Origin of the sequence: uncultured Roseovarius sp. (assembly GCF_913057115.1) — a bacterium.
GTDB lineage: Bacteria > Pseudomonadota > Alphaproteobacteria > Rhodobacterales > Rhodobacteraceae > Roseovarius.
The window spans coordinates 1-21,371 of sequence record NZ_CAJXNN010000047.1 but is presented as its reverse complement, the minus strand read 5'-3'; the positions used below and the strand labels follow the sequence as shown (position 1 = coordinate 21,371).

The 21,371-nt window shown below is 60.4% G+C and carries 18 protein-coding genes and 1 tRNA gene; 17 read left to right on the top strand and 2 right to left on the bottom strand.

Annotated features, from left to right (window positions below):
- From QZ498_RS15285 to QZ498_RS15215, 15 genes are all read left to right on the top strand, one after another.
- Window positions 1–87: hypothetical protein (locus QZ498_RS15285; protein ID WP_206020970.1), on the top strand; the 87-nt coding region annotated here is incomplete at its 5' end.
- A gap of 404 nt (window positions 88–491) precedes the next feature.
- On the top strand, window positions 492–1,160 hold the full coding sequence (locus QZ498_RS15280) for a CatB-related O-acetyltransferase (protein WP_294623779.1): 669 nt from the start codon (window positions 492–494) through the stop codon (window positions 1,158–1,160).
- Between the two features lie 245 nt (window positions 1,161–1,405).
- Entirely contained in the window at window positions 1,406–2,266 is an 861-nt protein-coding gene (locus tag QZ498_RS15275; protein ID WP_294623777.1) for a MaoC family dehydratase N-terminal domain-containing protein, read from the top strand.
- Complete coding sequence (locus QZ498_RS15270) at window positions 2,263–3,501, top strand: CoA transferase (protein WP_294623775.1); 1,239 nt, start codon at window positions 2,263–2,265, stop codon at window positions 3,499–3,501. Before QZ498_RS15275 ends, QZ498_RS15270 begins: the two co-directional genes overlap by 4 nt.
- 87 nt (window positions 3,502–3,588) lie before the next feature.
- Window positions 3,589–3,664, top strand: a tRNA-Trp gene (locus QZ498_RS15265).
- A 136-nt stretch (window positions 3,665–3,800) separates the two neighbouring features.
- Window positions 3,801–4,562, top strand: a complete 762-nt coding sequence (locus QZ498_RS15260; RefSeq protein WP_294623773.1) for a hypothetical protein — start codon at window positions 3,801–3,803, stop codon at window positions 4,560–4,562.
- A gap of 97 nt (window positions 4,563–4,659) precedes the next feature.
- The gene (gene secE / locus QZ498_RS15255; protein WP_294623771.1) at window positions 4,660–4,857 is read left to right on the top strand and encodes a preprotein translocase subunit SecE; all 198 of its coding nucleotides are present in this window, start codon (window positions 4,660–4,662) and stop codon (window positions 4,855–4,857) included.
- 204 nt (window positions 4,858–5,061) lie between these two features.
- The gene (nusG, locus tag QZ498_RS15250; protein ID WP_294623769.1) at window positions 5,062–5,595 is read left to right on the top strand and encodes a transcription termination/antitermination protein NusG; all 534 of its coding nucleotides are present in this window, start codon (window positions 5,062–5,064) and stop codon (window positions 5,593–5,595) included.
- 103 nt (window positions 5,596–5,698) lie between these two features.
- Window positions 5,699–6,124: a 50S ribosomal protein L11 gene (gene rplK, locus QZ498_RS15245; RefSeq protein WP_154149318.1), complete on the top strand. Its 426-nt coding sequence runs from the start codon at window positions 5,699–5,701 to the stop codon at window positions 6,122–6,124.
- 1 nt (window position 6,125) lies between these two features.
- Window positions 6,126–6,824, top strand: coding sequence for a 50S ribosomal protein L1 (gene rplA, locus QZ498_RS15240; RefSeq protein ID WP_294623766.1), 699 nt, complete (start codon window positions 6,126–6,128; stop codon window positions 6,822–6,824).
- A 248-nt stretch (window positions 6,825–7,072) separates the two neighbouring features.
- On the top strand, window positions 7,073–7,591 hold the full coding sequence (rplJ, locus tag QZ498_RS15235) for a 50S ribosomal protein L10 (RefSeq protein WP_294623764.1): 519 nt from the start codon (window positions 7,073–7,075) through the stop codon (window positions 7,589–7,591).
- A 72-nt stretch (window positions 7,592–7,663) separates the two neighbouring features.
- Window positions 7,664–8,044, top strand: a complete 381-nt coding sequence (gene rplL, locus QZ498_RS15230; RefSeq protein WP_294623762.1) for a 50S ribosomal protein L7/L12 — start codon at window positions 7,664–7,666, stop codon at window positions 8,042–8,044.
- 255 nt (window positions 8,045–8,299) lie between these two features.
- On the top strand, window positions 8,300–12,445 hold the full coding sequence (rpoB, locus tag QZ498_RS15225) for a DNA-directed RNA polymerase subunit beta (protein ID WP_294623760.1): 4,146 nt from the start codon (window positions 8,300–8,302) through the stop codon (window positions 12,443–12,445).
- Between the two features lie 81 nt (window positions 12,446–12,526).
- On the top strand, window positions 12,527–16,774 hold the full coding sequence (rpoC, locus tag QZ498_RS15220) for a DNA-directed RNA polymerase subunit beta' (protein WP_294623758.1): 4,248 nt from the start codon (window positions 12,527–12,529) through the stop codon (window positions 16,772–16,774).
- A gap of 271 nt (window positions 16,775–17,045) precedes the next feature.
- Entirely contained in the window at window positions 17,046–17,543 is a 498-nt protein-coding gene (locus tag QZ498_RS15215) for a L,D-transpeptidase family protein (protein WP_294623755.1), read from the top strand.
- A 6-nt stretch (window positions 17,544–17,549) separates the two neighbouring features.
- Here the strand turns inward: QZ498_RS15215 and QZ498_RS15210 are convergent, their stop codons facing one another.
- Complete coding sequence (locus QZ498_RS15210) at window positions 17,550–18,203, bottom strand: YggS family pyridoxal phosphate-dependent enzyme (protein ID WP_294623753.1); 654 nt, start codon at window positions 18,201–18,203, stop codon at window positions 17,550–17,552.
- A 140-nt stretch (window positions 18,204–18,343) separates the two neighbouring features.
- Here QZ498_RS15210 and QZ498_RS15205 point away from each other — a divergent pair, with 140 nt between their 5' ends.
- Window positions 18,344–18,817: a DUF3576 domain-containing protein gene (locus QZ498_RS15205; RefSeq protein ID WP_294623751.1), complete on the top strand. Its 474-nt coding sequence runs from the start codon at window positions 18,344–18,346 to the stop codon at window positions 18,815–18,817.
- On the opposite strand, the gene QZ498_RS15200 is transcribed toward QZ498_RS15205, so the two are convergent.
- A complete protein-coding gene (locus tag QZ498_RS15200; RefSeq protein WP_294623749.1) occupies window positions 18,811–20,079 on the bottom strand; it encodes a glycosyltransferase in 1,269 nt (422 codons plus the stop codon). The genes QZ498_RS15205 and QZ498_RS15200 overlap by 7 nt on opposite strands.
- 152 nt (window positions 20,080–20,231) lie before the next feature.
- On the opposite strand from QZ498_RS15200, the gene QZ498_RS15195 reads away from it, so the two are divergent.
- On the top strand, window positions 20,232–21,371 hold a 1,140-nt coding region (locus tag QZ498_RS15195), incomplete at its 3' end, for a class I tRNA ligase family protein (RefSeq protein ID WP_294623748.1).

Sequence of the window (21,371 nt, the reverse complement as noted above, 5' to 3'; positions counted from 1 at the left end):
ATCGCCATGGAAGACGGTCTGCGCTTCGCCATCCGCGAAGGCGGCCGCACCGTCGGCGCCGGCGTCGTGTCGAAGATTATTGAATAATCTTTGCACCGTTTAGAAAAGCGAAGGGCGTCCCATTGGGGCGCCCTTTCTATTTGGGCTGTTTCCCGGTAAGTAGGTTTTCAGCAACCGATGGAGGGTGCTGTGACCAAAGCCGCAGTCGAAAAACGAGTCCAAAGCTATTTCAGATGATTGAAACTGCCTTTGCATTTCTTCTCTTGATCGGGGGGCTATGGCTCATATGGCAGTTGTTCGCACTGGTGGGCGATATGGCCGAACGCCGTGGCCAAGATCGCCTACTCTGGCAGGTGGTCGCCTTGTTCATAAATCCCTTTGCGGCAATGCTATTGCTTTGGCTTTTTTGTGATCTCAAGGAACCATACGCCTAAAAGCCGCCTGATCGCCCGTTCGTTCGAAACCCGATCCTTGAGAAAGGCCGCTTTGACATGCCTGCCCCCTTTCCCTCCGCGCACACCGCGCATCCGCTGACCTTGCCCGATGGTACGACCCATCCCGGCACCTTTTTGCTCAAACCCCTGATCGACCATCCGCGTATCGAGGTGGGCGATTTCACCTATGCCAGTGCCTTTGAGCCGCCCGAGGATTGGGCGGCGCATCTGGCGCCGTATTTGTACCCGCAATCGGCGGAGCGGTTGATAATGGGTAAATTCTGCCAGATCGCGGATGGGGTGGTTTTTATCACCTCTTCGGCCAACCATAGGCGCGATGGGTTCTCGACCTATCCCTTCGCGATTTTCCAGAGCGATTTCGACAGTGGTCGGCCTTCGCTTCCGCAGGGGCCGGGGCCGGATACGGTGATCGGCAATGACGTCTGGATCGGCAAGGAAGCCCGAATTCTGCCCGGTGCGCAGATTGGGGATGGTGTGATTGTCGGGGCGGGGGCCGTGGTGGGCGGCACGGTGCCGCCCTATAGCGTGGTGGCGGGCAACCCGGGCCGCGTGGTGCGGCGGCGCTTTGACGAGGCGACCATTGACCGGCTTTTGGCCGTGGCATGGTGGACTTGGCCGATGGAGCGAATCCTGCATCACGAGGCGGCGATTTGCGGGGCGGATTTGCTCGCGCTGGAGGCCGCCGCCGAGGCTGGCCCGGGGTAATGGGGCAATCTGCCGCAAGGCCGGGGGGTGGGCGAGGGCGTTTTCAAATGCAGAAAATGTGATGTGAGCGGGCCTCGCGGGGGCTGCGCTCAGGGAAAATTCGTGATGTAAAACAAGGCGCAACCAGTTCCTTGTGCAGATGCAGCAATCGTTCTGCATACCGCGGTATTCCGCTAAGTCATTGAAATATTGCTATTTTTTCAAATATCCCGCAGCCTATAGGCATGCAAAACGGGAGGTTTGCCATGGACAAGTTGAATGTCAGCGCCTGGGAAGGTCGCACCGATCTTCAGGAGGGGGTGATCAGCCCCGCGCAGGCGGCACAGATCCACGCAACCTTGGGATCGTCCCGCCATGCGCCGCCCACCATGGGCGAGGCGATGGACCCTTTGTGGCACTGGTGCGCCTTCACGCCGACCAACCCGATGGGCGAATTGGCACGCGATGGGCATCCGGTGCTTGGGGATTTCCTGCCGCCGGTGCGGCTGGAGCGGCGGATGTGGGCCAGTGGCAGTCTGAGTTTCGGGGCCCCCTTGCGGGTGGGCGAGCGGCTGACCAAACGGTCCTTCATTCGCAGCGTGATCGAGAAGGAAGGCGGATCGGGCCCGATGGTTCTGGTCTCGGTCGATCACAAGATTTACGGCGAGCAGGGCCTTGCCATCGAGGAACGGCAGGACATCGTTTATCTGGATATCCCCGAGACCTTCCGCCCGCCGCGCCCGCGTGCCTTGCCGGACAACCCGGTGCTGCATGAGCGTCGGCAAGTGTCGGAGCCGCTGTTGTTCCGCTATTCGGCCATCACCTTCAACGCGCATCGCATTCACTTTGACCTGCCCTATGCGCAGGAGGTTGAGCATTACCCGGGGCTGGTGGTGCATGGCCCGCTTCAGGCGACCTGGCTGATGCAAGCGGCCTGTGCCCATAAGGGACGGCGGCCGAAGCATTTCGATTTCCGCGGCGTGCACCCGGTGTTCCTGACCCCCGGCGAAAGCCGCGATATCGAGGTCATGGGCCAAGAGGATGAAATGGGTGGTTTGATCCTGTGCACGGGGCAGGGCGGCCATCAGGGGATGCAGGCCACGGCCATGTGGGAGGAAACGCAATGAACCGGATTTTGGATGGAATGCGCGTGGTCGAAGGATCGGCCTTTGTGGCGGTGCCTTTGGCGGGGATGACCTTGGCGCAGATGGGGGCCGAGGTGATCCGATTTGACCGGATCGAAGGCGGCTTGGATGCGGGGCGCTGGCCCTTGGCACCCTCGGGGCAAAGCCTGTTTTGGGCGGGGCTGAACAAGGGCAAGAAATCGGTGGCGGTGAATATGCGCAGCCCCGAAGGCCAAGAGCTGGTTACGCGGATCATCACCGCGCCGGGCAAGGATGCGGGGCAATTCCTGACCAACCTGCGGGTGCGGGGATGGATGGATTATGAAACGCTGAGCCAATACCGCCGCGATCTGATCATGGTGACCTTGATGGGCGACCGGCATGGCCGCCCGCAGGTGGATTATACCGTAAACCCCGCGCTTGGCATCCCCGATATGACCGGGCCGGAAGGGTATGATGCGCCCGTGGCCAATGCGCTGCCGGCGTGGGATTTGATGGCCGGCAATCTGGTGGTCTCGTCGCTTCTGGCGGCAGAACGACACCGGTTGCGCCATGGTGAGGGGCAGGAGGTCGAGATTGCCCTCAAGGATGTGGCCGCCGCAACCTTGGGCCATCTGGGGATGATCGGCGATGCGGTGGTCAATGGCCATGCGCGGGAGAAATCCGGCAATGCGCTTTATGGCGCTTATGGGCAGGATTTCGAATGCGCCTGCGGTGGGCGGGTCATGGTGATTGGCCTCACGGGGCGGCAATGGTCGGGGTTGGTCAAGGTGACCGGGACCGGCGATGCGATGGAGATGCTGGCCAAACGCACGGGCCGCGATTTGCGGGACGAAGGCGTGCGCTGGGAATTGCGCCATGAGATCACCGAGATCCTGCGCCCGTGGTTCGCCGCCCGGCGGATTGCCGACTTTGGCCCCGAGTTCGACAATCGCGGGTTGACGTGGTCGGTCTTCCGCACGGTCCCCGAGGCGGTGGTTCAAGACCCGGACCTGAGCGAGGCGAACCCGATGTTCTCGCAATTGGATCAGCCGGGGCTGGGGCGCTTTCCGGTGCCGGGATTCCCGGGCGAATTTTCGGCCAAGCCGCGGATCAAACCGCAACCCGCGCCGCAACTGGGCCAGCATACCGAAGAGGTGCTTGGCGATGTGGCACGCCTGACTGATACCGAAATCGCGCAGCTGCACGACAAGGGGATCGTGCAAAGCCCGGGCTTTAATGCGCGTTCGGCGGCATAAGTCGGCCCCCGTTTTCGCGGGTGCCAAAAAACCATCAATGGGCGCTTGATTCCCGGCCCAAGGTGCCTTAATCCCACCTGTGGCCTTAGGGGTATAGCTCAGCTGGTAGAGCGACGGTCTCCAAAACCGTAGGTCGCGGGTTCGAACCCTGCTGCCCCTGCCATTAACCTTGTCTGCAAAATTGCCTTCTTGGGTCATGTTTTGGCCCATTTCCATGCCTAGTGTCTTCCTCTGCAGGATGGTGCCGCCAAGACAGTGGCCCTTGGTTGACACAAGTGAACGCGGACACGAAGGCACACATGAGAAAGATTGCAAAACCGAGGTATTCTGGCGAAGCGGATGACGCGCGCGAAGTCGTGCCGCAGCCAAGCGACCAAAATGCCCTTGTCCAGCATGATATCAACGCTGAATCCGAAGATATGATCCGGCACATGCTGGCCGAGCAGCGGCGCCAATACAATCGGCACCAACTGCCCGAAATCCTGCCAGACACCTCTGACGAAACGCACCATGGCGCCCCGGCTGCCGCATCTGCGCGGGCCAAACGGCGAAAAGCTTGGGGGGAGGCCCTCGACGCAATCCCCGATAGCCACTTCGACGTTTATACCGATGATCTGCGCCAGCCCCGCCCCCGGTTGCTCGCAAGGCTGTTCGGGGCCAAGGTCAAGGGCCGGAGGACGGGCGTGCGCAGGTCGCGTGTGAAGTCCTGGCATGTTGTTCTCTCGGCCATGGTGCTTCTCGTGGTGTTCAAGCCGATGGTGATCCAGAGCCTGCTGATGGGGGTGTTTTGGGGCATCATCTGTTTCAGCCTCATCTTCGGGCCGGGCCGGGTTTTCGAATTCTTGAATGGCGCATGGGCGCTTTTCCTGCGGCGCAACCCGGCTCTGGCGACAGCGCTGCGACAGACAAGCGATGCCGTCGGTCTGGGTGCGATGGCCGTTCTGAAAAGGTTGCCGGGCAATCTGGACCAACGCTGGGCCGCGCCGGTGGACAGGAAGGTGGCCGCGGAAGATGACGACCCCTACGAGACGCGCCTTCCGGCCGAGGTTTTCCGGGGCTGAGTGACAACAAGGGCGCGGCTTTCGCTTCTGGCCTTGAATTCATGGCGCGCTGCGCGTATGTGCCCCTTCACGTCAGGTAGAAAAGAAGACAGCGCACATGGCACGCACGAATCCGCTTCAGTTCATTCAGCAGGTCCGCTCGGAAGTGGCCAAGGTGGTTTGGCCCACGCGCCGCGAGGTTCTGTTGACCACCGTGATGGTTTTCATCATGGCGGCGCTGACGGCGGTGTTCTTCGCCTTGGTTGACCTTGTTATTCGGAGTGGTTTGACCGGAGTGCTGAACCTCTTTGGATAAGAGGCCCGCGCGTCCGGCGAAAAATCGCTTTAGCCCCTTGAAATCAGGCGAAAACAGCGGTAGTTGACGCCACACTTCCAAGCAGGGCGCGTGGCGATTCGAGTTACGCGCCGATTTTTTGTTTTGGGGTGCCCGGGGTAAACCCCTGAGAATACTAAAGAATTCCGGCCGCAAGGCCGACAGTTACAAAGGCATGGGTCGAAGATGGCAAAACGGTGGTACTCGGTCAGTGTTCTCTCGAATTTCGAGAAGAAAATCGCCGAGCAGATCAAGCAATCCGTTGCCGAGCAGGAACTCGAAGACGAGATCGACGAGGTTCTAGTGCCCACCGAAGAGGTGATCGAGGTGCGCCGCGGCAAGAAAGTCACTGCCGAGCGCCGTTTCATGCCGGGCTATGTGCTGGTGCATATGGAGATGTCGGACAAGGGCTATCACTTGATCAACTCGATCAACCGCGTCACCGGGTTCCTTGGGCCGCAGGGCCGCCCGATGCCGATGCGTGACGCCGAAGTGAACGCGATTCTGAACCGCGTTCAGGAAGGTGAGGATGCGCCGAAGCTGATGATCAGCTTCGAGGTGGGCGAGAAGGTCAAGGTCAACGACGGCCCGTTCGAAGATTTCGACGGGATGGTCGAGGAAGTGGACGACGAGAACCAGCGCCTGAAGGTGACGGTCTCGATCTTTGGCCGGGAAACCCCGGTCGAACTGGAATTCACGCAGGTCACCAAACAGGCCTGACGTGCAAGCCGTGGGAGGCGAGGGCGTCGCGATGCCCGGACCGGACCACACAACATAAGCTCCGCGGGACGCGTCCCGAGGAGGTTGGATAAGGAGAAGGCCAATGGCCAAGAAACTCGCAGGCACGATGAAGCTGCAAGTGCCCGCAGGTCAAGCAAACCCGTCCCCGCCCGTGGGTCCGGCGCTTGGTCAGCGTGGCATCAACATCATGGAATTCTGCAAGGCGTTCAACGCCAAGACGCAGGAAATGGAGCAGGGTGCACCTTGCCCCACCGTGATCACATACTATCAGGACAAGTCCTTTGAAATGGACATCAAGACGCCGCCTGCGTCTTACTACCTGAAGAAAGCTGCCAAGCTGAAATCCGGGTCGAATACCCCCGGTCGTGCGACCGCAGGCTCGGTGACCACCAAGCAGGTTCGCGAAATCGCGGAAGCCAAGTGGAAAGACCTGAACGCAAACGACGTCGAAGCCGCGATGAAAATCATCCTCGGCTCCGCACGCTCCATGGGCATCGAGGTGAAGTAAGATGGCAAAGCTTGGTAAACGTACCCGCGCCGCCCGTGAAGCCGTGAACGGCAAGGAAAACCTGAGCGTGGAAGAGGCCGTTGCACTGGTCAAATCCAACGCCACCGCCAAGTTCGACGAAACCGTCGAGATTTCGCTGAACCTTGGTGTTGACCCGCGTCACGCCGACCAGATGGTTCGCGGCGTTGTCGGCCTGCCCAACGGCACCGGCAAGGATGTGCGCGTGGCGGTTTTCGCCCGTGGCCCCAAGGCCGATGAGGCGAAAGAGGCCGGTGCCGATATCGTCGGTGCCGAAGACCTGATGGAAACCGTTCAGGGCGGCACGATCGAATTTGACCGCTGCATCGCGACCCCTGACATGATGCCCGTTGTTGGCCATCTGGGTAAGGTGCTTGGCCCCCGCAACCTGATGCCGAACCCCAAGGTCGGCACGGTGACCATGGACGTGGCTGACGCCGTTGCCGCCGCAAAAGGCGGTGAGGTCCAGTTCAAGGCCGAAAAAGCAGGCGTCGTGCACGCCGGTGTTGGCAAAGCCTCGTTCGACGAAGGCAAGCTGGTTGAAAACGTGCGCGCCTTCGTGGCCGCCGTGAACAAGGCCAAGCCGACCGGCGCCAAAGGCACCTACGTCAAGAAAATCTCGCTGACCTCGACCATGGGTCCGGGCGTCAGCATCGACGTGAGCAACGCTGCGTCGGAATAAGAATTTGCACCGGTCCTTCGGGGCCGGGGCGAATGGCGGGGCCGCAAGTGGCCCCGTCCTGTCCGAGATGGAGGGTTGGGCGAAAGCCCGGTAATTCCTTCCTGAGATGGGGAACGAGATGAGATTTCAACGAAGGCTAGGCCTTCGGGTGATCTTGGCCTCGGGACCCTGACTTTGGACCCGAACGCTGCCTCATATGGGGTGGCAAACAAGAGCCGGGGGGAGACCCCCAAAATTGGAGTGAAACTGTGGATAGAGCCCAGAAAGAGAAAGTGGTCGAGGAACTCGGCCAGATCTTCGAAAGCTCTGGCGTCGTAGTGGTTGCCCACTACGCGGGTCTTACAGTTGCGCAGATGCAAGACCTGCGGGCCCGTGCCCGTGAGGCCGAAGCCTCTGTACGTGTCGCGAAAAACAGGCTCGCCAAGATCGCCCTTGAGGGTAAGCCGTGCGAAAGCATTGGTGAATTCCTGACGGGTATGACCGTTCTGACCTACTCGGAAGACCCGGTTTCGGCTGCGAAAGTGGCCGAAGGGTTTGCCAAGGATAACGAGAAATTCGTGATCCTTGGTGGTGCCATGGGGTCGGATCATCTGGACCGTGCCGGTGTCAAAGCCGTGTCCGATATGCCGTCGCGCGAAGAGCTGCTTGCTCAGATCGCTGGCATGCTGGGCGCACCCGCTTCGGGCATCGCCGGTGCAGTTGGCGCACCTGCTTCGAACATCGCGAGCATCCTTTCGACCATCGAAGAGAAGGCGGAAGCCGCGTAAGCAACTGAAAAGCTCCGCGTAGGGAACACCCCTGACGTTGGAACACATCTTAAAACGGAAAGAGCTGATAAAATGGCTGATCTGAAAAAACTCGCTGAAGAGATCGTTGGTCTGACGCTTCTCGAAGCACAAGAACTGAAAACCATCCTCAAGGATGAATACGGTATCGAGCCCGCCGCTGGCGGCGCTGTCATGATGGCCGGCCCTGCTGGTGGCGACGCTGGCGGTGCAGCAGAAGAGCAAACCGAATTTGACGTTATCCTGAAATCGGCCGGCGCGTCGAAAATCAACGTCATCAAAGAGGTTCGCGGCATCACCGGTCTGGGCCTCAAAGAAGCCAAGGAACTGGTCGAAGCCGGCGGCAAAGCCGTCAAAGAAGGCGTCGACAAGGCCGAAGCCGACGAGATCAAAGAGAAACTCGAAGCGGCTGGCGCCGAAGTCGAGCTCAAGTAATTGGTTCCGGGGTAACCCGGAGCACACAAAACAGGCTGAGCGCGGGCATATCCCGCGCTCAGCCGAACCTGTCTTAGAAAGGGCTTTTGCAGCCCGTTTCGGTTGGAAAGCCCTTTCTAAGGCGCGGTTCTCGCGATCGGGAGGCCTCTGGTGGGACAGGGGCCGGGAATGGATCGCACCCGCCGTCTCGTATGGGTACGCCGCTGTAGCCCGACAGCAGGCGTTTCCGGTGAGAAACGAAAGGTGACATCGACCATGGCTCAGACCTACCTTGGCCAGAAACGTCTGCGTAAATACTTCGGTAAAATTCGCGAAGTTCTCGACATGCCGAACCTCATCGAGGTTCAAAAGTCGTCTTATGATCTATTCCTGAACTCCGGCGATCAGCCCCAGCCGATGGACGGCGAAGGCATCAAAGGCGTGTTCCAATCGGTTTTCCCGATCAAGGACTTCAATGAGACCAGCGTGCTGGAATTCGTCGATTACGAGCTCGAAAAGCCGAAATACGACGTCGAGGAATGCATGCAGCGCGACATGACCTACAGCGCCCCGCTGAAGGTGACCCTGCGCCTCATCGTCTTTGATGTGGATGAAGATACCGGGGCCAAATCGGTCAAGGACATCAAGGAACAAGACGTGTTCATGGGCGATATGCCCCTGATGACGCCGAACGGCACCTTTGTCGTGAACGGCACCGAACGCGTGATCGTCAGCCAGATGCACCGCTCCCCCGGTGTGTTCTTTGACCATGACAAGGGCAAGACCCACAGCTCGGGCAAGCTGCTCTTCGCCTGCCGCATCATCCCCTACCGCGGCTCGTGGCTGGATTTTGAATTCGACGCCAAGGATATCGTCTTCGCCCGGATCGACCGTCGCCGCAAATTGCCGGTGACGACCCTGCTTTATGCGCTGGGTCTCGACCAAGAAGACATCATGAACGCCTACTACAACACGGTCGATTACAAGCTGAAGAAAAAGGCCAACGGCTGGGTCACCAAGTTCTTCCCCGAGCGTGTGCGCGGCACCCGCCCGACCTATGACCTTGTCGATGCCAAATCCGGTGAAGTGATCGCCGAAGCGGGCAAGAAAGTCACCCCGCGCGCCGTCAAGAAGCTGATCGACGAGGGCGAAGTCACCGAATTGTTGCTGCCCTTCAATCAAATCGCGGGCAAGTTCGTGGCGCGTGACATCATCAACGAGGAAACCGGCGCGATTTATGTCGAAGCCGGGGATGAGTTGACGCTGGAGCGGGACAAAGACGGTGAAATCATCGGCGGCACCGTGCAAGAGCTGCTGGATGCGGGCATCACCGACATCCCGGTGCTGGACATCGATAACATCAATGTCGGCCCCTACATCCGCAATACCATGGCGATGGACAAGAACATGAACCGCGAATCTGCGCTCATGGATATTTACCGCGTCATGCGTCCGGGCGAGCCGCCCACGGAAGAGGCCGCAAGCGCCCTTTTCGACACGCTGTTCTTCGATTCCGAGCGCTATGACCTTTCGGCTGTTGGCCGGGTGAAAATGAACATGCGTCTGGCGCTTGAAAAGCCCGATACGCAACGCACGCTGGACCGCGAAGACATCGTTGCCTGTGTCAAGGCGCTGGTGGAACTGCGCGACGGCAAGGGCGACATCGACGATATCGACCACCTCGGCAACCGCCGCGTGCGTTCGGTCGGCGAGTTGATGGAAAACCAATACCGCGTGGGCTTGCTGCGGATGGAGCGCGCGATCAAGGAGCGCATGTCGTCGGTCGAGATCGACACCGTCATGCCGCAAGACCTGATCAATGCCAAACCCGCCGCGGCGGCGGTGCGTGAATTCTTCGGCTCCTCGCAGCTGTCGCAGTTCATGGACCAGACCAACCCGCTCTCGGAAGTCACCCACAAACGCCGTTTGTCCGCACTGGGGCCGGGTGGTCTGACCCGTGAGCGTGCCGGCTTTGAGGTGCGCGACGTTCACGCCACCCACTATGGCCGGATGTGCCCGATTGAAACGCCGGAAGGGCCGAACATCGGCCTGATCAACTCTCTGGCGACCTTTGCGCGGGTGAACAAATACGGGTTCATCGAAACACCGTATCGCAAGGTGGAAAACGGGCAGGTGACCGACGAAGTGGCCTATATGTCCGCCACCGAGGAACAGCGTCACGTCGTGGCGCAGGCCAACGCCAACCTCGACGAGAGCGGCAAGTTCGTGAACGAGATGGTCAACACGCGTCAGTCGGGGGAGTACACCCTGTCGCCTGTCGCGGGTGTGGACCTGATCGACGTCAGCCCCAAGCAGCTGGTCTCGGTCGCGGCTTCGCTCATTCCGTTCCTTGAAAACGACGACGCCAACCGCGCGCTCATGGGCTCGAACATGCAACGTCAGGCGGTGCCGACGCTGCGCTCCGAGGCCCCGCTTGTGGGCACCGGCATCGAAGAAGTGGTCGCACGCGACTCGGGTGCCTCCATCATGGCCAAGCGCGCCGGTGTCATCGACCAGGTCGATGCCCAGCGTATCGTGATCCGCGCCACCGCCGACCTCGAGGTGGGCGACCCCGGCGTTGACATCTACCGGATGCGCAAGTTCCAGCGTTCGAACCAGAACACCACCATCAACCAGCGTCCGCTGGTGAAAGTGGGCGACACTGTCGAAAAGGGCGAAGTGATTGCCGACGGTCCGTCCACGGATATGGGCGAACTGGCGCTTGGCAAGAACGTGGTCACGGCCTTCATGCCGTGGAACGGCTACAACTTCGAAGACTCGATCCTGATCTCCGAGCGGATCGCGCGCGATGACGTCTTTACCTCGATCCACATCGAGGAATTCGAGGTCGCCGCCCGTGACACCAAGCTCGGGCCGGAAGAAATCACCCGCGACATCCCGAACGTCGGCGAGGAAGCGCTGCGCAACCTCGACGAGGCGGGCATCGTCTACATCGGCGCCGATGTGGAGCCGGGCGATATCCTTGTGGGTAAGATCACCCCGAAAGGTGAATCGCCCATGACCCCGGAAGAAAAGCTGCTGCGCGCCATCTTTGGCGAGAAAGCCAGCGACGTGCGCGATACATCGCTGCGCGTGAAGCCGGGCGACTATGGCACCGTGGTCGAGGTCCGCGTCTTCAACCGTCACGGCGTTGAAAAAGACGAACGCGCCCTGCAGATCGAGCGGGAAGAGGTCGAACGCCTTGCCCGTGACCGCGATGACGAACTGGGTATCTTGGATCGTAACATCTATGCCCGTCTGAAATCGCTGATCCTTGGCAAAGTGGCTGTCAAAGGCCCCAAAGGTGTCAAAGCCAACTCGGAAATCACCGAGGAACTGCTTGAGACGCTCACCAAGGGCCAATGGTGGCAACTGGCGCTGAAAGACGAGAAGGACGCCCAGATCGTCGAAGCCCTGAACGAGCAATACGAGCAGCAGAAACGCACGCTCGACGCCCGTTTCGAGGACAAGGTCGAGAAAGTCCGCCGTGGCGACGACCTGCCGCCGGGTGTGATGAAAATGGTCAAGGTCTTCATCGCCGTGAAGCGCAAGCTTCAGCCGGGCGATAAGATGGCCGGTCGTCACGGGAACAAGGGTGTGATCTCGAAGGTGGTGCCGATGGAAGATATGCCCTTCCTCGCCGATGGGACCCCGGTTGATTTCTGCTTGAACCCGCTGGGCGTGCCGTCGCGTATGAACGTGGGTCAGATCCTTGAAACCCACATGGGCTGGGCCGCGCGTGGCCTTGGCATCAAGATCGACGAGGCGCTTCAGGAATACCGCCGGTCCGGCGACCTGACGCCGGTGCGTGAGGCCATGAAAATCGCCTATGGCGACGATGTCTACGAAGAAGGCATTGCCGGTATGGACGAAGGCCAACTTGTCGAAGCCGCTGGCAACGTGGTGGGCGGCGTTCCCATTGCCACGCCCGTCTTCGACGGCGCGAAAGAGGCCGATGTGAACGATGCGCTGAAACGTGCCGGGTTTGACGAAAGCGGTCAGTCGATCCTGTTCGATGGTCGCACGGGCGAGCAGTTCTCGCGCCCCGTTACCGTGGGTGTGAAATATCTGCTCAAACTGCACCACCTTGTTGATGACAAGATCCACGCACGGTCCACCGGTCCGTACTCCCTTGTTACGCAGCAGCCGCTGGGTGGTAAGGCACAGTTCGGTGGTCAGCGCTTCGGGGAAATGGAAGTCTGGGCTCTGGAAGCCTATGGCGCCGCCTATACCCTGCAGGAAATGCTGACTGTGAAGTCGGACGACGTGGCAGGCCGGACCAAGGTCTATGAGAGCATCGTCAAGGGCGAGGACAACTTTGAAGCCGGCGTGCCGGAGAGCTTCAACGTTCTTGTCAAGGAAGTGCGCGGCCTCGGCCTCAACATGGAACTCCTGGATGCGGAGGAGGAAGACGCGGAGTGACGTTTTCCCAAGGGGTGCGCAGCCACTGCGCATCCCACGCCACCCCTCTCCACCGCACCCTCTCAGAATTGAGGACATAAAATGAACCAGGAACTCACAAACAACCCTTTCAACCCGAACGCCCCCGCCAAGGTGTTCGATGAAATCAAGGTCAGCCTTGCCTCGCCCGAGCGGATCCTTTCGTGGTCTTTCGGTGAGATCAAGAAGCCCGAGACCATCAACTACCGGACCTTCAAGCCCGAGCGTGATGGCCTGTTCTGCGCCCGTATCTTTGGCCCGATCAAGGATTATGAATGCCTTTGCGGCAAATACAAGCGGATGAAATATCGCGGCGTCGTCTGCGAGAAATGCGGTGTGGAAGTCACCCTGCAAAAGGTCCGCCGCGAACGCATGGGCCACATCGAACTGGCGGCACCTTGCGCCCATATCTGGTTTCTGAAGTCGCTGCCCTCGCGCATCGGCCTGATGCTGGACATGACCCTGCGCGATCTGGAGCGTGTTCTCTATTTCGAAAACTACGTCGTGATCGAACCGGGCCTGACCGATCTGACCTATGGTCAGATGCTCAGCGAAGAAGAGTTCATGGACGCGCAGGACGCCTATGGCGCGGATGCCTTCACCGCCAACATCGGCGCTGAAGCCATTCGCGAGATGCTGCAAAACATCGACCTTGAATCCGAGGCCGAGCAGCTGCGCGCCGATCTGGCCGAAGCCACCGGTGAGTTGAAGCCCAAGAAGATCATCAAACGCCTGAAAGTGGTCGAGTCCTTCATCGAATCCGGCAACCGCCCGGAGTGGATGATCATGACCGTGATCCCGGTCATTCCGCCCGAGTTGCGCCCGCTGGTGCCGCTGGACGGTGGTCGCTTCGCGACCTCGGACCTCAACGACCTGTATCGCCGGGTGATCAACCGGAACAACCGCCTCAAGCGTCTGATCGAGCTTCGCGCGCCCGACATCATTGTCCGTAACGAAAAGCGGATGTTGCAAGAGTCGGTCGACGCCCTTTTCGATAACGGCCGCCGTGGCCGCGTGATCACCGGGGCCAACAAGCGCCCGCTGAAATCGCTGTCGGACATGCTGAAAGGTAAACAGGGCCGCTTCCGTCAGAACCTTCTGGGGAAACGTGTCGACTTCTCGGGCCGGTCTGTCATCGTGACCGGGCCGGAACTCAAGCTGCACCAATGCGGCTTGCCCAAGAAGATGGCGCTGGAACTGTTCAAGCCCTTCATCTACTCGCGGCTGGAAGCCAAGGGCATGTCTTCGACCGTCAAGCAAGCCAAGAAACTGGTCGAGAAAGAGCGCCCCGAGGTCTGGGATATCCTTGACGAGGTGATCCGCGAACACCCCGTCATGCTCAACCGCGCGCCGACGCTGCACCGCTTGGGCATCCAGGCGTTCGAACCCGTGCTGATCGAAGGCAAGGCAATCCAGCTTCACCCGCTGGTTTGCTCGGCTTTCAACGCCGACTTCGACGGGGACCAGATGGCCGTGCACGTGCCGCTGAGCCTCGAAGCTCAGCTTGAAGCGCGCGTTCTGATGATGTCGACGAACAACGTTCTGTCGCCAGCCAACGGCGCACCGATCATCGTCCCGTCGCAGGATATGGTTCTGGGCCTTTACTACACCTCGATCATGCGCGACGGCATGAAGGGGGAAGGCATGGTCTTTTCCTCTATCGAAGAGGTGCAGCACGCGCTGGACGCGGGCGAAGTCCACATGCACGCGCGTATCACCGCGCGTGTGCCGCAGGTTGATCCGGAAACCGGCGAAGTGGTCATGCAACGCTATGAAACCACGCCGGGCCGTGTCCGCATCGGGGCGCTGCTGCCGATGAACACCAAGGCGCCTTTCGAACTGGTCAATAAACTTCTTCGCAAGAAAGAAGTGCAGCAGGTGATCGACACCGTCTATCGTTACTGCGGCCAGAAAGAGAGCGTGATCTTCTGTGACCAGATCATGTCGATGGGCTTCAAGGAAGCCTTCCGCGCCGGGATTTCCTTCGGTAAGGACGACATGGTGATCCCCGACAGCAAATGGACCATCGTCGAGGAAACCCGCGATCAGGTGAAAGGTTTCGAACAACAGTACATGGATGGCCTGATCACTCAGGGCGAAAAGTACAACAAGGTGGTCGATGCCTGGTCGAAGTGTAACGACCAAGTCACCGAGGCGATGATGGGCACCATCTCGGCCGAGAAACGTGACGAGAACGGCGCCGTATCCGAACCCAACAGCGTTTACATGATGGCCCACTCGGGCGCGCGGGGCTCGGTCACGCAGATGAAACAGCTGGGCGGGATGCGCGGCCTGATGGCCAAGCCCAACGGCGACATCATCGAAACGCCGATTATCTCGAACTTTAAGGAAGGCCTGACCGTGTTGGAGTACTTCAACTCCACCCACGGTGCCCGTAAGGGTCTGTCGGATACCGCCTTGAAGACCGCGAACTCGGGCTACCTGACCCGTCGTCTGGTGGACGTGGCGCAAGACTGCATCGTGCGCGAGCATGACTGCGGCACCGAACGCGCCATCACCGCCGAGGCCGCCGTCAACGATGGTGAAGTCGTGGCATCCTTGGGTGAACGTATCCTTGGCCGTGTCGCGGCCGAAGATATCGTCAACCCGGTGACCGAAGAGGTCGTCATCGCCGCCGGTCAATTGATCGACGAACGTATGGCCGACGCGGTGGAAGAGGCCGCCGTGCAAACCGCGCGCATCCGCTCGCCCCTTACCTGTGAGGCCGAGGATGGTGTCTGTGCGATGTGCTATGGCCGCGACCTTGCCCGCGGCACCATGGTCAACACCGGCGAGGCTGTCGGCATCATCGCCGCGCAGTCGATCGGTGAACCCGGCACCCAGCTCACGATGCGGACCTTCCACATCGGCGGCGTGGCCCAAGGTGGCCAACAGTCCTTCCAGGAGGCGGGGCAAGCCGGCACCATCTCGTTCGAGAACGCCCAGACACTGGAAAACTCCTCCGGTGACATGCTGGTCATGAACCGCAATATGCAAATCCGGATCATGGGCGAGAATGACGCCGAACTGGCCAGCTTCAAATTGGGCTACGGCACCAAGCTGCACGTCAAGGACGGCGACAAGGTGGAACGCGGCGACAAGCTGTTCGAATGGGACCCTTACACTCTGCCGATCCTGGCCGAGAAGGGCGGTACCGCGAAGTTCGTCGATCTGGTCAGTGGCGTCGCCGTGCGTGACGTGACGGATGAGGCCACCGGCATGACGCAGAAAATCGTCACCGACTGGCGCGCGGCGCCGAAAGGCAATGAACTCAAGCCCGAGATCATCGTCGTCGGCGAAGATGGGGAACCCGTGCGCAACGACGCGGGCAACCCTGTGACCTACCCGATGTCCGTGGATGCCATCCTGTCGATCGAAGACGGGCAGGACATCCAGGCCGGTGACGTCGTCGCACGTATCCCGCGCGAAGGCGCCAAGACCAAGGACATCACCGGTGGTCTGCCGCGTGTGGCCGAGCTTTTCGAGGCACGTCGCCCCAAGGATCACGCCATCATCGCCGAAATCGACGGCTATGTGCGTTACGGTCGCGACTACAAGAACAAGCGCCGGATCAGTATTGAGCCGTCGGACGAGTCGATGGAGCCCGTCGAATACATGGTGCCCAAGGGCAAGCACATTCCGGTTCAGGAAGGTGACTTCGTTCAGAAGGGTGACTACATCATGGATGGCAACCCCGCGCCCCACGACATCCTGTCGATCATGGGTGTCGAGGCCTTGGCCGATTACATGATCGACGAGGTGCAGGACGTCTATCGCCTGCAGGGTGTGAAGATCAACGACAAGCACATCGAGGTGGTCGTCCGCCAGATGCTGCAAAAGTGGGAGATCTTGGACTCGGGCGAAACCACGCTGCTCAAGGGCGAACATGTGGACAAGGCCGAGTTCGACGCCGCCAACGAAAAGGCGATTTCCAAAGGCGGCCGCCCGGCACAGGGCGAACCGATCCTGCTTGGTATCACCAAGGCAAGCCTGCAGACCCGCAGCTTCATCTCGGCGGCCTCGTTCCAGGAAACCACCCGCGTCCTTACCGAAGCCTCGGTGCAGGGCAAACGCGATAAGCTGGTTGGTCTGAAGGAAAACGTCATCGTGGGCCGCCTGATCCCGGCGGGCACCGGTGGGGCCACGCAGGAGATGCGCCGCATCGCTCAAAGCCGCGATAACGTGGTCATCGAGGCCCGCCGCGAAGAAGCCGAAGCCGCCGCAGCACTGGCGGCCCCGGCCGAGGATGATGTGGTCGGCGGAGACGAGTTCGACACCTTTGTCGACACGCCGGAAAGCCGCGAAGAATAAAGACCGGTTCAGCCTGTCAAAGCGAAAGGCCCCGCATGATGCGGGGCCTTTTTGTCTTGTGCGGATGGATGTATCGCCCGAGTCCCGGCCATTGTCCCGTGCCTTGAGGCTTGTATGATACCGGGGTCATCTCGGTACGACGAGAGCATCCCCGAGTGTGATCGGCAAAAAGGTTTTCCGCGAGGCGCGGCCTGTGATTGGATGTCTCGGGTGTTTCTGACACAACTCGATTTCGAACCGCTTTACTGTGAATTTCTGCCGAAAGGCCGCCATGACCCCGAATGATCTTGTCCTGACCCCCCTTGGCCTGCGGTTTCGCGGGCGGCGTTACCCCTGTGCCATTGGCAAGGGGGGGCTGAGCGAGTGCAAACGCGAAGGTGACGGCGCGACGCCGGTCGGAACCCATCGGATTGTCGGCCTGATGTACCGGCCCGATCGCATGGCGCGCCCGACCTCCTGGGCGGTGCCGATTTCACCGGGCGACCTTTGGTCGGATGATTCGACGTGCGAGGATTACAACCAGCTGGTCTCGCACCCCTATTCCGGCTCGCACGAGACGATGCGCCGCGCCGATCCGCTCTACGACCTGGTGCTGATCACCGATTGGAATTGGCCTTACGCCGTGCCGAATCGTGGCTCCTGCATCTTCCTGCATCAGTGGCGCAGGCCGCATTACCCGACCGAAGGTTGCATCGCCTTTCGCCGCGATCATCTGCGTGAGATTGCGCAAGGTATCAGCTATGGAAGCCGCCTGATTGTACGCCGCTGACAGTGCCTACTCGTAGTCCCGCGCGCCGAAAATGGCGCTGCCCACCCGGACATGCGTGGCCCCAAGGGCGATGGCTTTCTCGAAGTCGCCACTCATTCCCATCGACAACCCCTTGAGCCCATTGCGCTCGGCGATCTTGGCCAGAAGGGCGAAATGAAGACTGGCCTCTTCATCCACTGGCGGGATGCACATCAGCCCCTCTATGGGCAGGTCCAACCCCTTGCAATCATTGATGAACGCATCCGCATCGGCGGGCAGGATGCCGGCCTTTTGCTCTTCCTCGCCGGTGTTGACCTGAATGAAAACGCCCGGGCAACGGCCTTCTTCCTGCGCGATCCGCGCGATTGTCTTGGCCAGCTTGGGCCGGTCCACCGCGTGGATGTATTGGCACAGATCAAAGGCTTGCCGCACCTTGTTGGTCTGCAAAGGTCCGATCAAATGCAATTCCACACCGTCGAATTTCTCCCGAAACTCGGGCCATTTGCCCGCCGCTTCCTGGACCCGGTTTTCACCGAATATGCGATGGCCTTGTTCCAGAACCGCCTCAACCCTCTCGTTCGGCTGCTTTTTCGACACCGCGATCAGGGATACGCTGCCTGCCTCGCGGCCCGCCTCGGCCTCGGCTTTCTGGATGCGGCTCTGGATGTCTTCAAGGCTCATTTGCGGCCCCTCATGTGCTTTGCGACGATAGCTTCAGCTTTGCCACAAAGCCGCGCCTCACTACAATCCCTGCAAACCACCTTGCCCCATCTGCCCACGTTGGATACTAGGGAAGGGAAACACAGGTGGACGGTGCTGCTATGACCCTTTTGCTGAGAATTGCCGGTTTTGTCTTGATGGCCACATTCGGGCTGGCGTCATGCAGTTCCGAGAATGTTCAGCCGACTCCGGAAGAGCTTCTGCGTGAGCGCGGCCCGGATACATATGGTGTGCCGGAAACCTCGCTTCTGGATGCGCTGCGCGGCGTGGGCGAATCGAATATCAAGGTCAATCGCTACCTCTGGACCGCCTCCCTCGACGTGCTTGATTTTCTGCCGGTCCAAAGCGCCGATCCCTTTACCGGGGTGATTGCAACGGGGTATGGCACACCTCCGGGCGGTGGCCGCGCCTATCGCGCAACCGTCCTCATCAGCGACCCCGCGCTTGATGCCCGTTCGCTCAACGTGGCACTGCAAACCCGCGGTGGCCCGGTCAGCGCCGGGACCCAACGCGCCGTGGAAGATGCCATTCTGGCCCGCGCGCGCCAATTGCGCATTCAGGCCGGGCGCTACTGAAGCGCCCCACGGTCATCCACATGACTCTCGGCTAGGGCTTTGACCCACTCGATCTGCCGCGGCAGGCAGATCGACTTGAGGTCATATTGCGCCTGCATCAACTGTCGCGCCGCCGCGCCAAGGCTCTGCCGCGCGTCCTCATCCTCCAGCAGGTCACAAACCTCGGCCACCAAGGCGTCACCGTCGAAGAAATCGACAAGCCGCCCGGTCTGCCCATGGGTGATGACCTCTTCCACCGGGTCCACCCGCCCCGCGACGATGGCCGCCTGACAGCTCATCGCCTCCATGAGGCTCCAACTCAGGACAAAGGGGTAGGTGAGGTAGACATGCACCCGGCTGACCTGCAAAAGCTGGGTGAACGTGTCATAGGGGATGCGGCCAAGGAAATGCACCCGCTCCCAATCCTGCGGCGCAATCTGGTCCTTCACCTCGTCGATGAAAATCTGCTTCCACGTCTGCCCCTTGGGGGGACGCGCGCCATAGCTCACCTCGTCACCGCCAACGATCAGGACCTTGGCCTTGGGCCGCTCCTTCAGCAACCGGGGCAGGGCGCGCATGAACACGTGATAGCCGCGATAGGGTTCAAGGTTGCGGTTGACGAAGGTAATCACCTCGTCCTCGCGCGTGACATCCACCTTGCCCTCGATGGTCAGGCGCACATCCGGCTTGGGGCAGGAGGTGGCCGTGTTGATCCCGTCGTGACTGACGGTGATGCGCTCCCGAAACCCTGCCGGGAAGGTATCGGCCTGAAACGCCGTCGGGCTGATCCCGGCATGGGCGGCGGGAAAATGCAGATGGTTGTTGATGTTCTTCATCCGAATGCGCAGGGCCTGCGCCTCCGCGTCCGACGACTTGTCGAACTCGGGGTCGAAATTCAGATGCGGGTATTCAGCATGGTGATAGAGCTCGCAATAAAGCCCGATCCGGGCCTCGGGCCAGACATCGTGCAAGAACATCGACTCGCCCCAACCCGGATGCGCAAGGATCAGGTCGGGCATGAAGCCCTTGTCCTTCAATTCCCGCGCCGCCCGCCAGCAGGCTTCGCCGCGCGTCAGCTTGGTATCCAGATCCACCAACCATGGATGCAGCTTCTGCCCGTCGCGTTTCGGTAAGCCATAGGGGATCAACCGCACCCCGTTCCACGTCGTCGGCTTCTTCACCCGCAGGGTCAGCGCCACGCATTGATGCCCCTGCCTGGCCAAAAGCGGGGCCAGATGTTTATACTGCCCCGGGAAATTCTGGTGGATGAACAGGATTTTCATGCGCTGACCGCTCGATCTTGTTTTTTCTCGTTATAGGGACGCCTGGATTGCCTGCAAAGCCCCGTCTTTTTATGCTCCGGCACTGGACCCTGCGCGCCACGCGGCCTATCACGCAAAGGTAAAGACCAGACCACTTTGAGGGTAAGCTGCATATGTCGCGTTATTCGCCGTCCGAGATCGAAGCCAAGTGGCAAGAGGCATGGGAAAAATCCGGGGTTTTCCGCGCCACCCGGACCCAAGACAAGCCCAAGTACTATGTGCTTGAGATGTTCCCCTATCCTTCGGGCCGCATCCACATGGGCCATGTGCGCAACTACACCATGGGCGACGTGATCGCGCGCTACAAGCTGGCCACAGGTCATAACGTGCTGCACCCCATGGGCTGGGATGCCTTCGGGATGCCCGCCGAAAACGCCGCCATGGCCAGCGGCGGCCACCCCAAGGATTGGACCTACGGCAATATCGACGACATGCGCGCCCAGATGAAGCCCTTGGGCCTCAGCATCGACTGGAGCCGCGAATTTGCCACCTGTGACCCCGAATATTACGGCCAGCAACAGGCGCTCTTCCTCGACTTCCTCGAAAAGGGCCTCGTTTACCGCAAGAACGCCGTGGTCAACTGGGACCCGGTGGATATGACCGTTCTGGCCAACGAACAGGTGGAAAACGGGCGCGGCTGGCGCTCGGGTGCCTTGGTGGAACGGCGTGAGTTGACCCAATGGTTCTTCCGCATCTCGGATTTTGCCGGGGAATTGCTCGACGCGTTGGATGGGCTTGATAACTGGCCCGCCAAGGTGAAGCTGATGCAGGCCAACTGGATTGGCCGGTCGCGCGGGTTGCAATTTGCCTTCTCGCTCATCGACGGCCCCGAAGGCCACGACCGGATCGAGGTCTATACCACCCGCCCCGACACCCTGAATGGCGCCAGCTTCATTGGTGTGTCGCCCGATCACCCGCTGGCCCGCCAGTTGGAAAAAGACAATGCCGAACTGGCCGCCTTTAACGCTGAATGCCGCCGCATGGGCACCTCGGAAGAGGAGCTTGAAAAGGCCGAGAAGAAGGGCTTTGACACCGGGCTGCGCGTGCGCCACCCCTTCGATACCTCTTGGGAACTGCCGGTTTACGTGGCCAACTTCATCTTGATGGATTACGGCACCGGCGCGATCTTCGGCTGCCCCGCGCATGACCAGCGCGACCTTGATTTCGCGCGGAAATATGAGTTGCCTGTCGCCTCGACCTTCGAGCCGGAAACACTGCCTGAGGATTTCACCCGCCCCGAGGAGGGCGGCGCG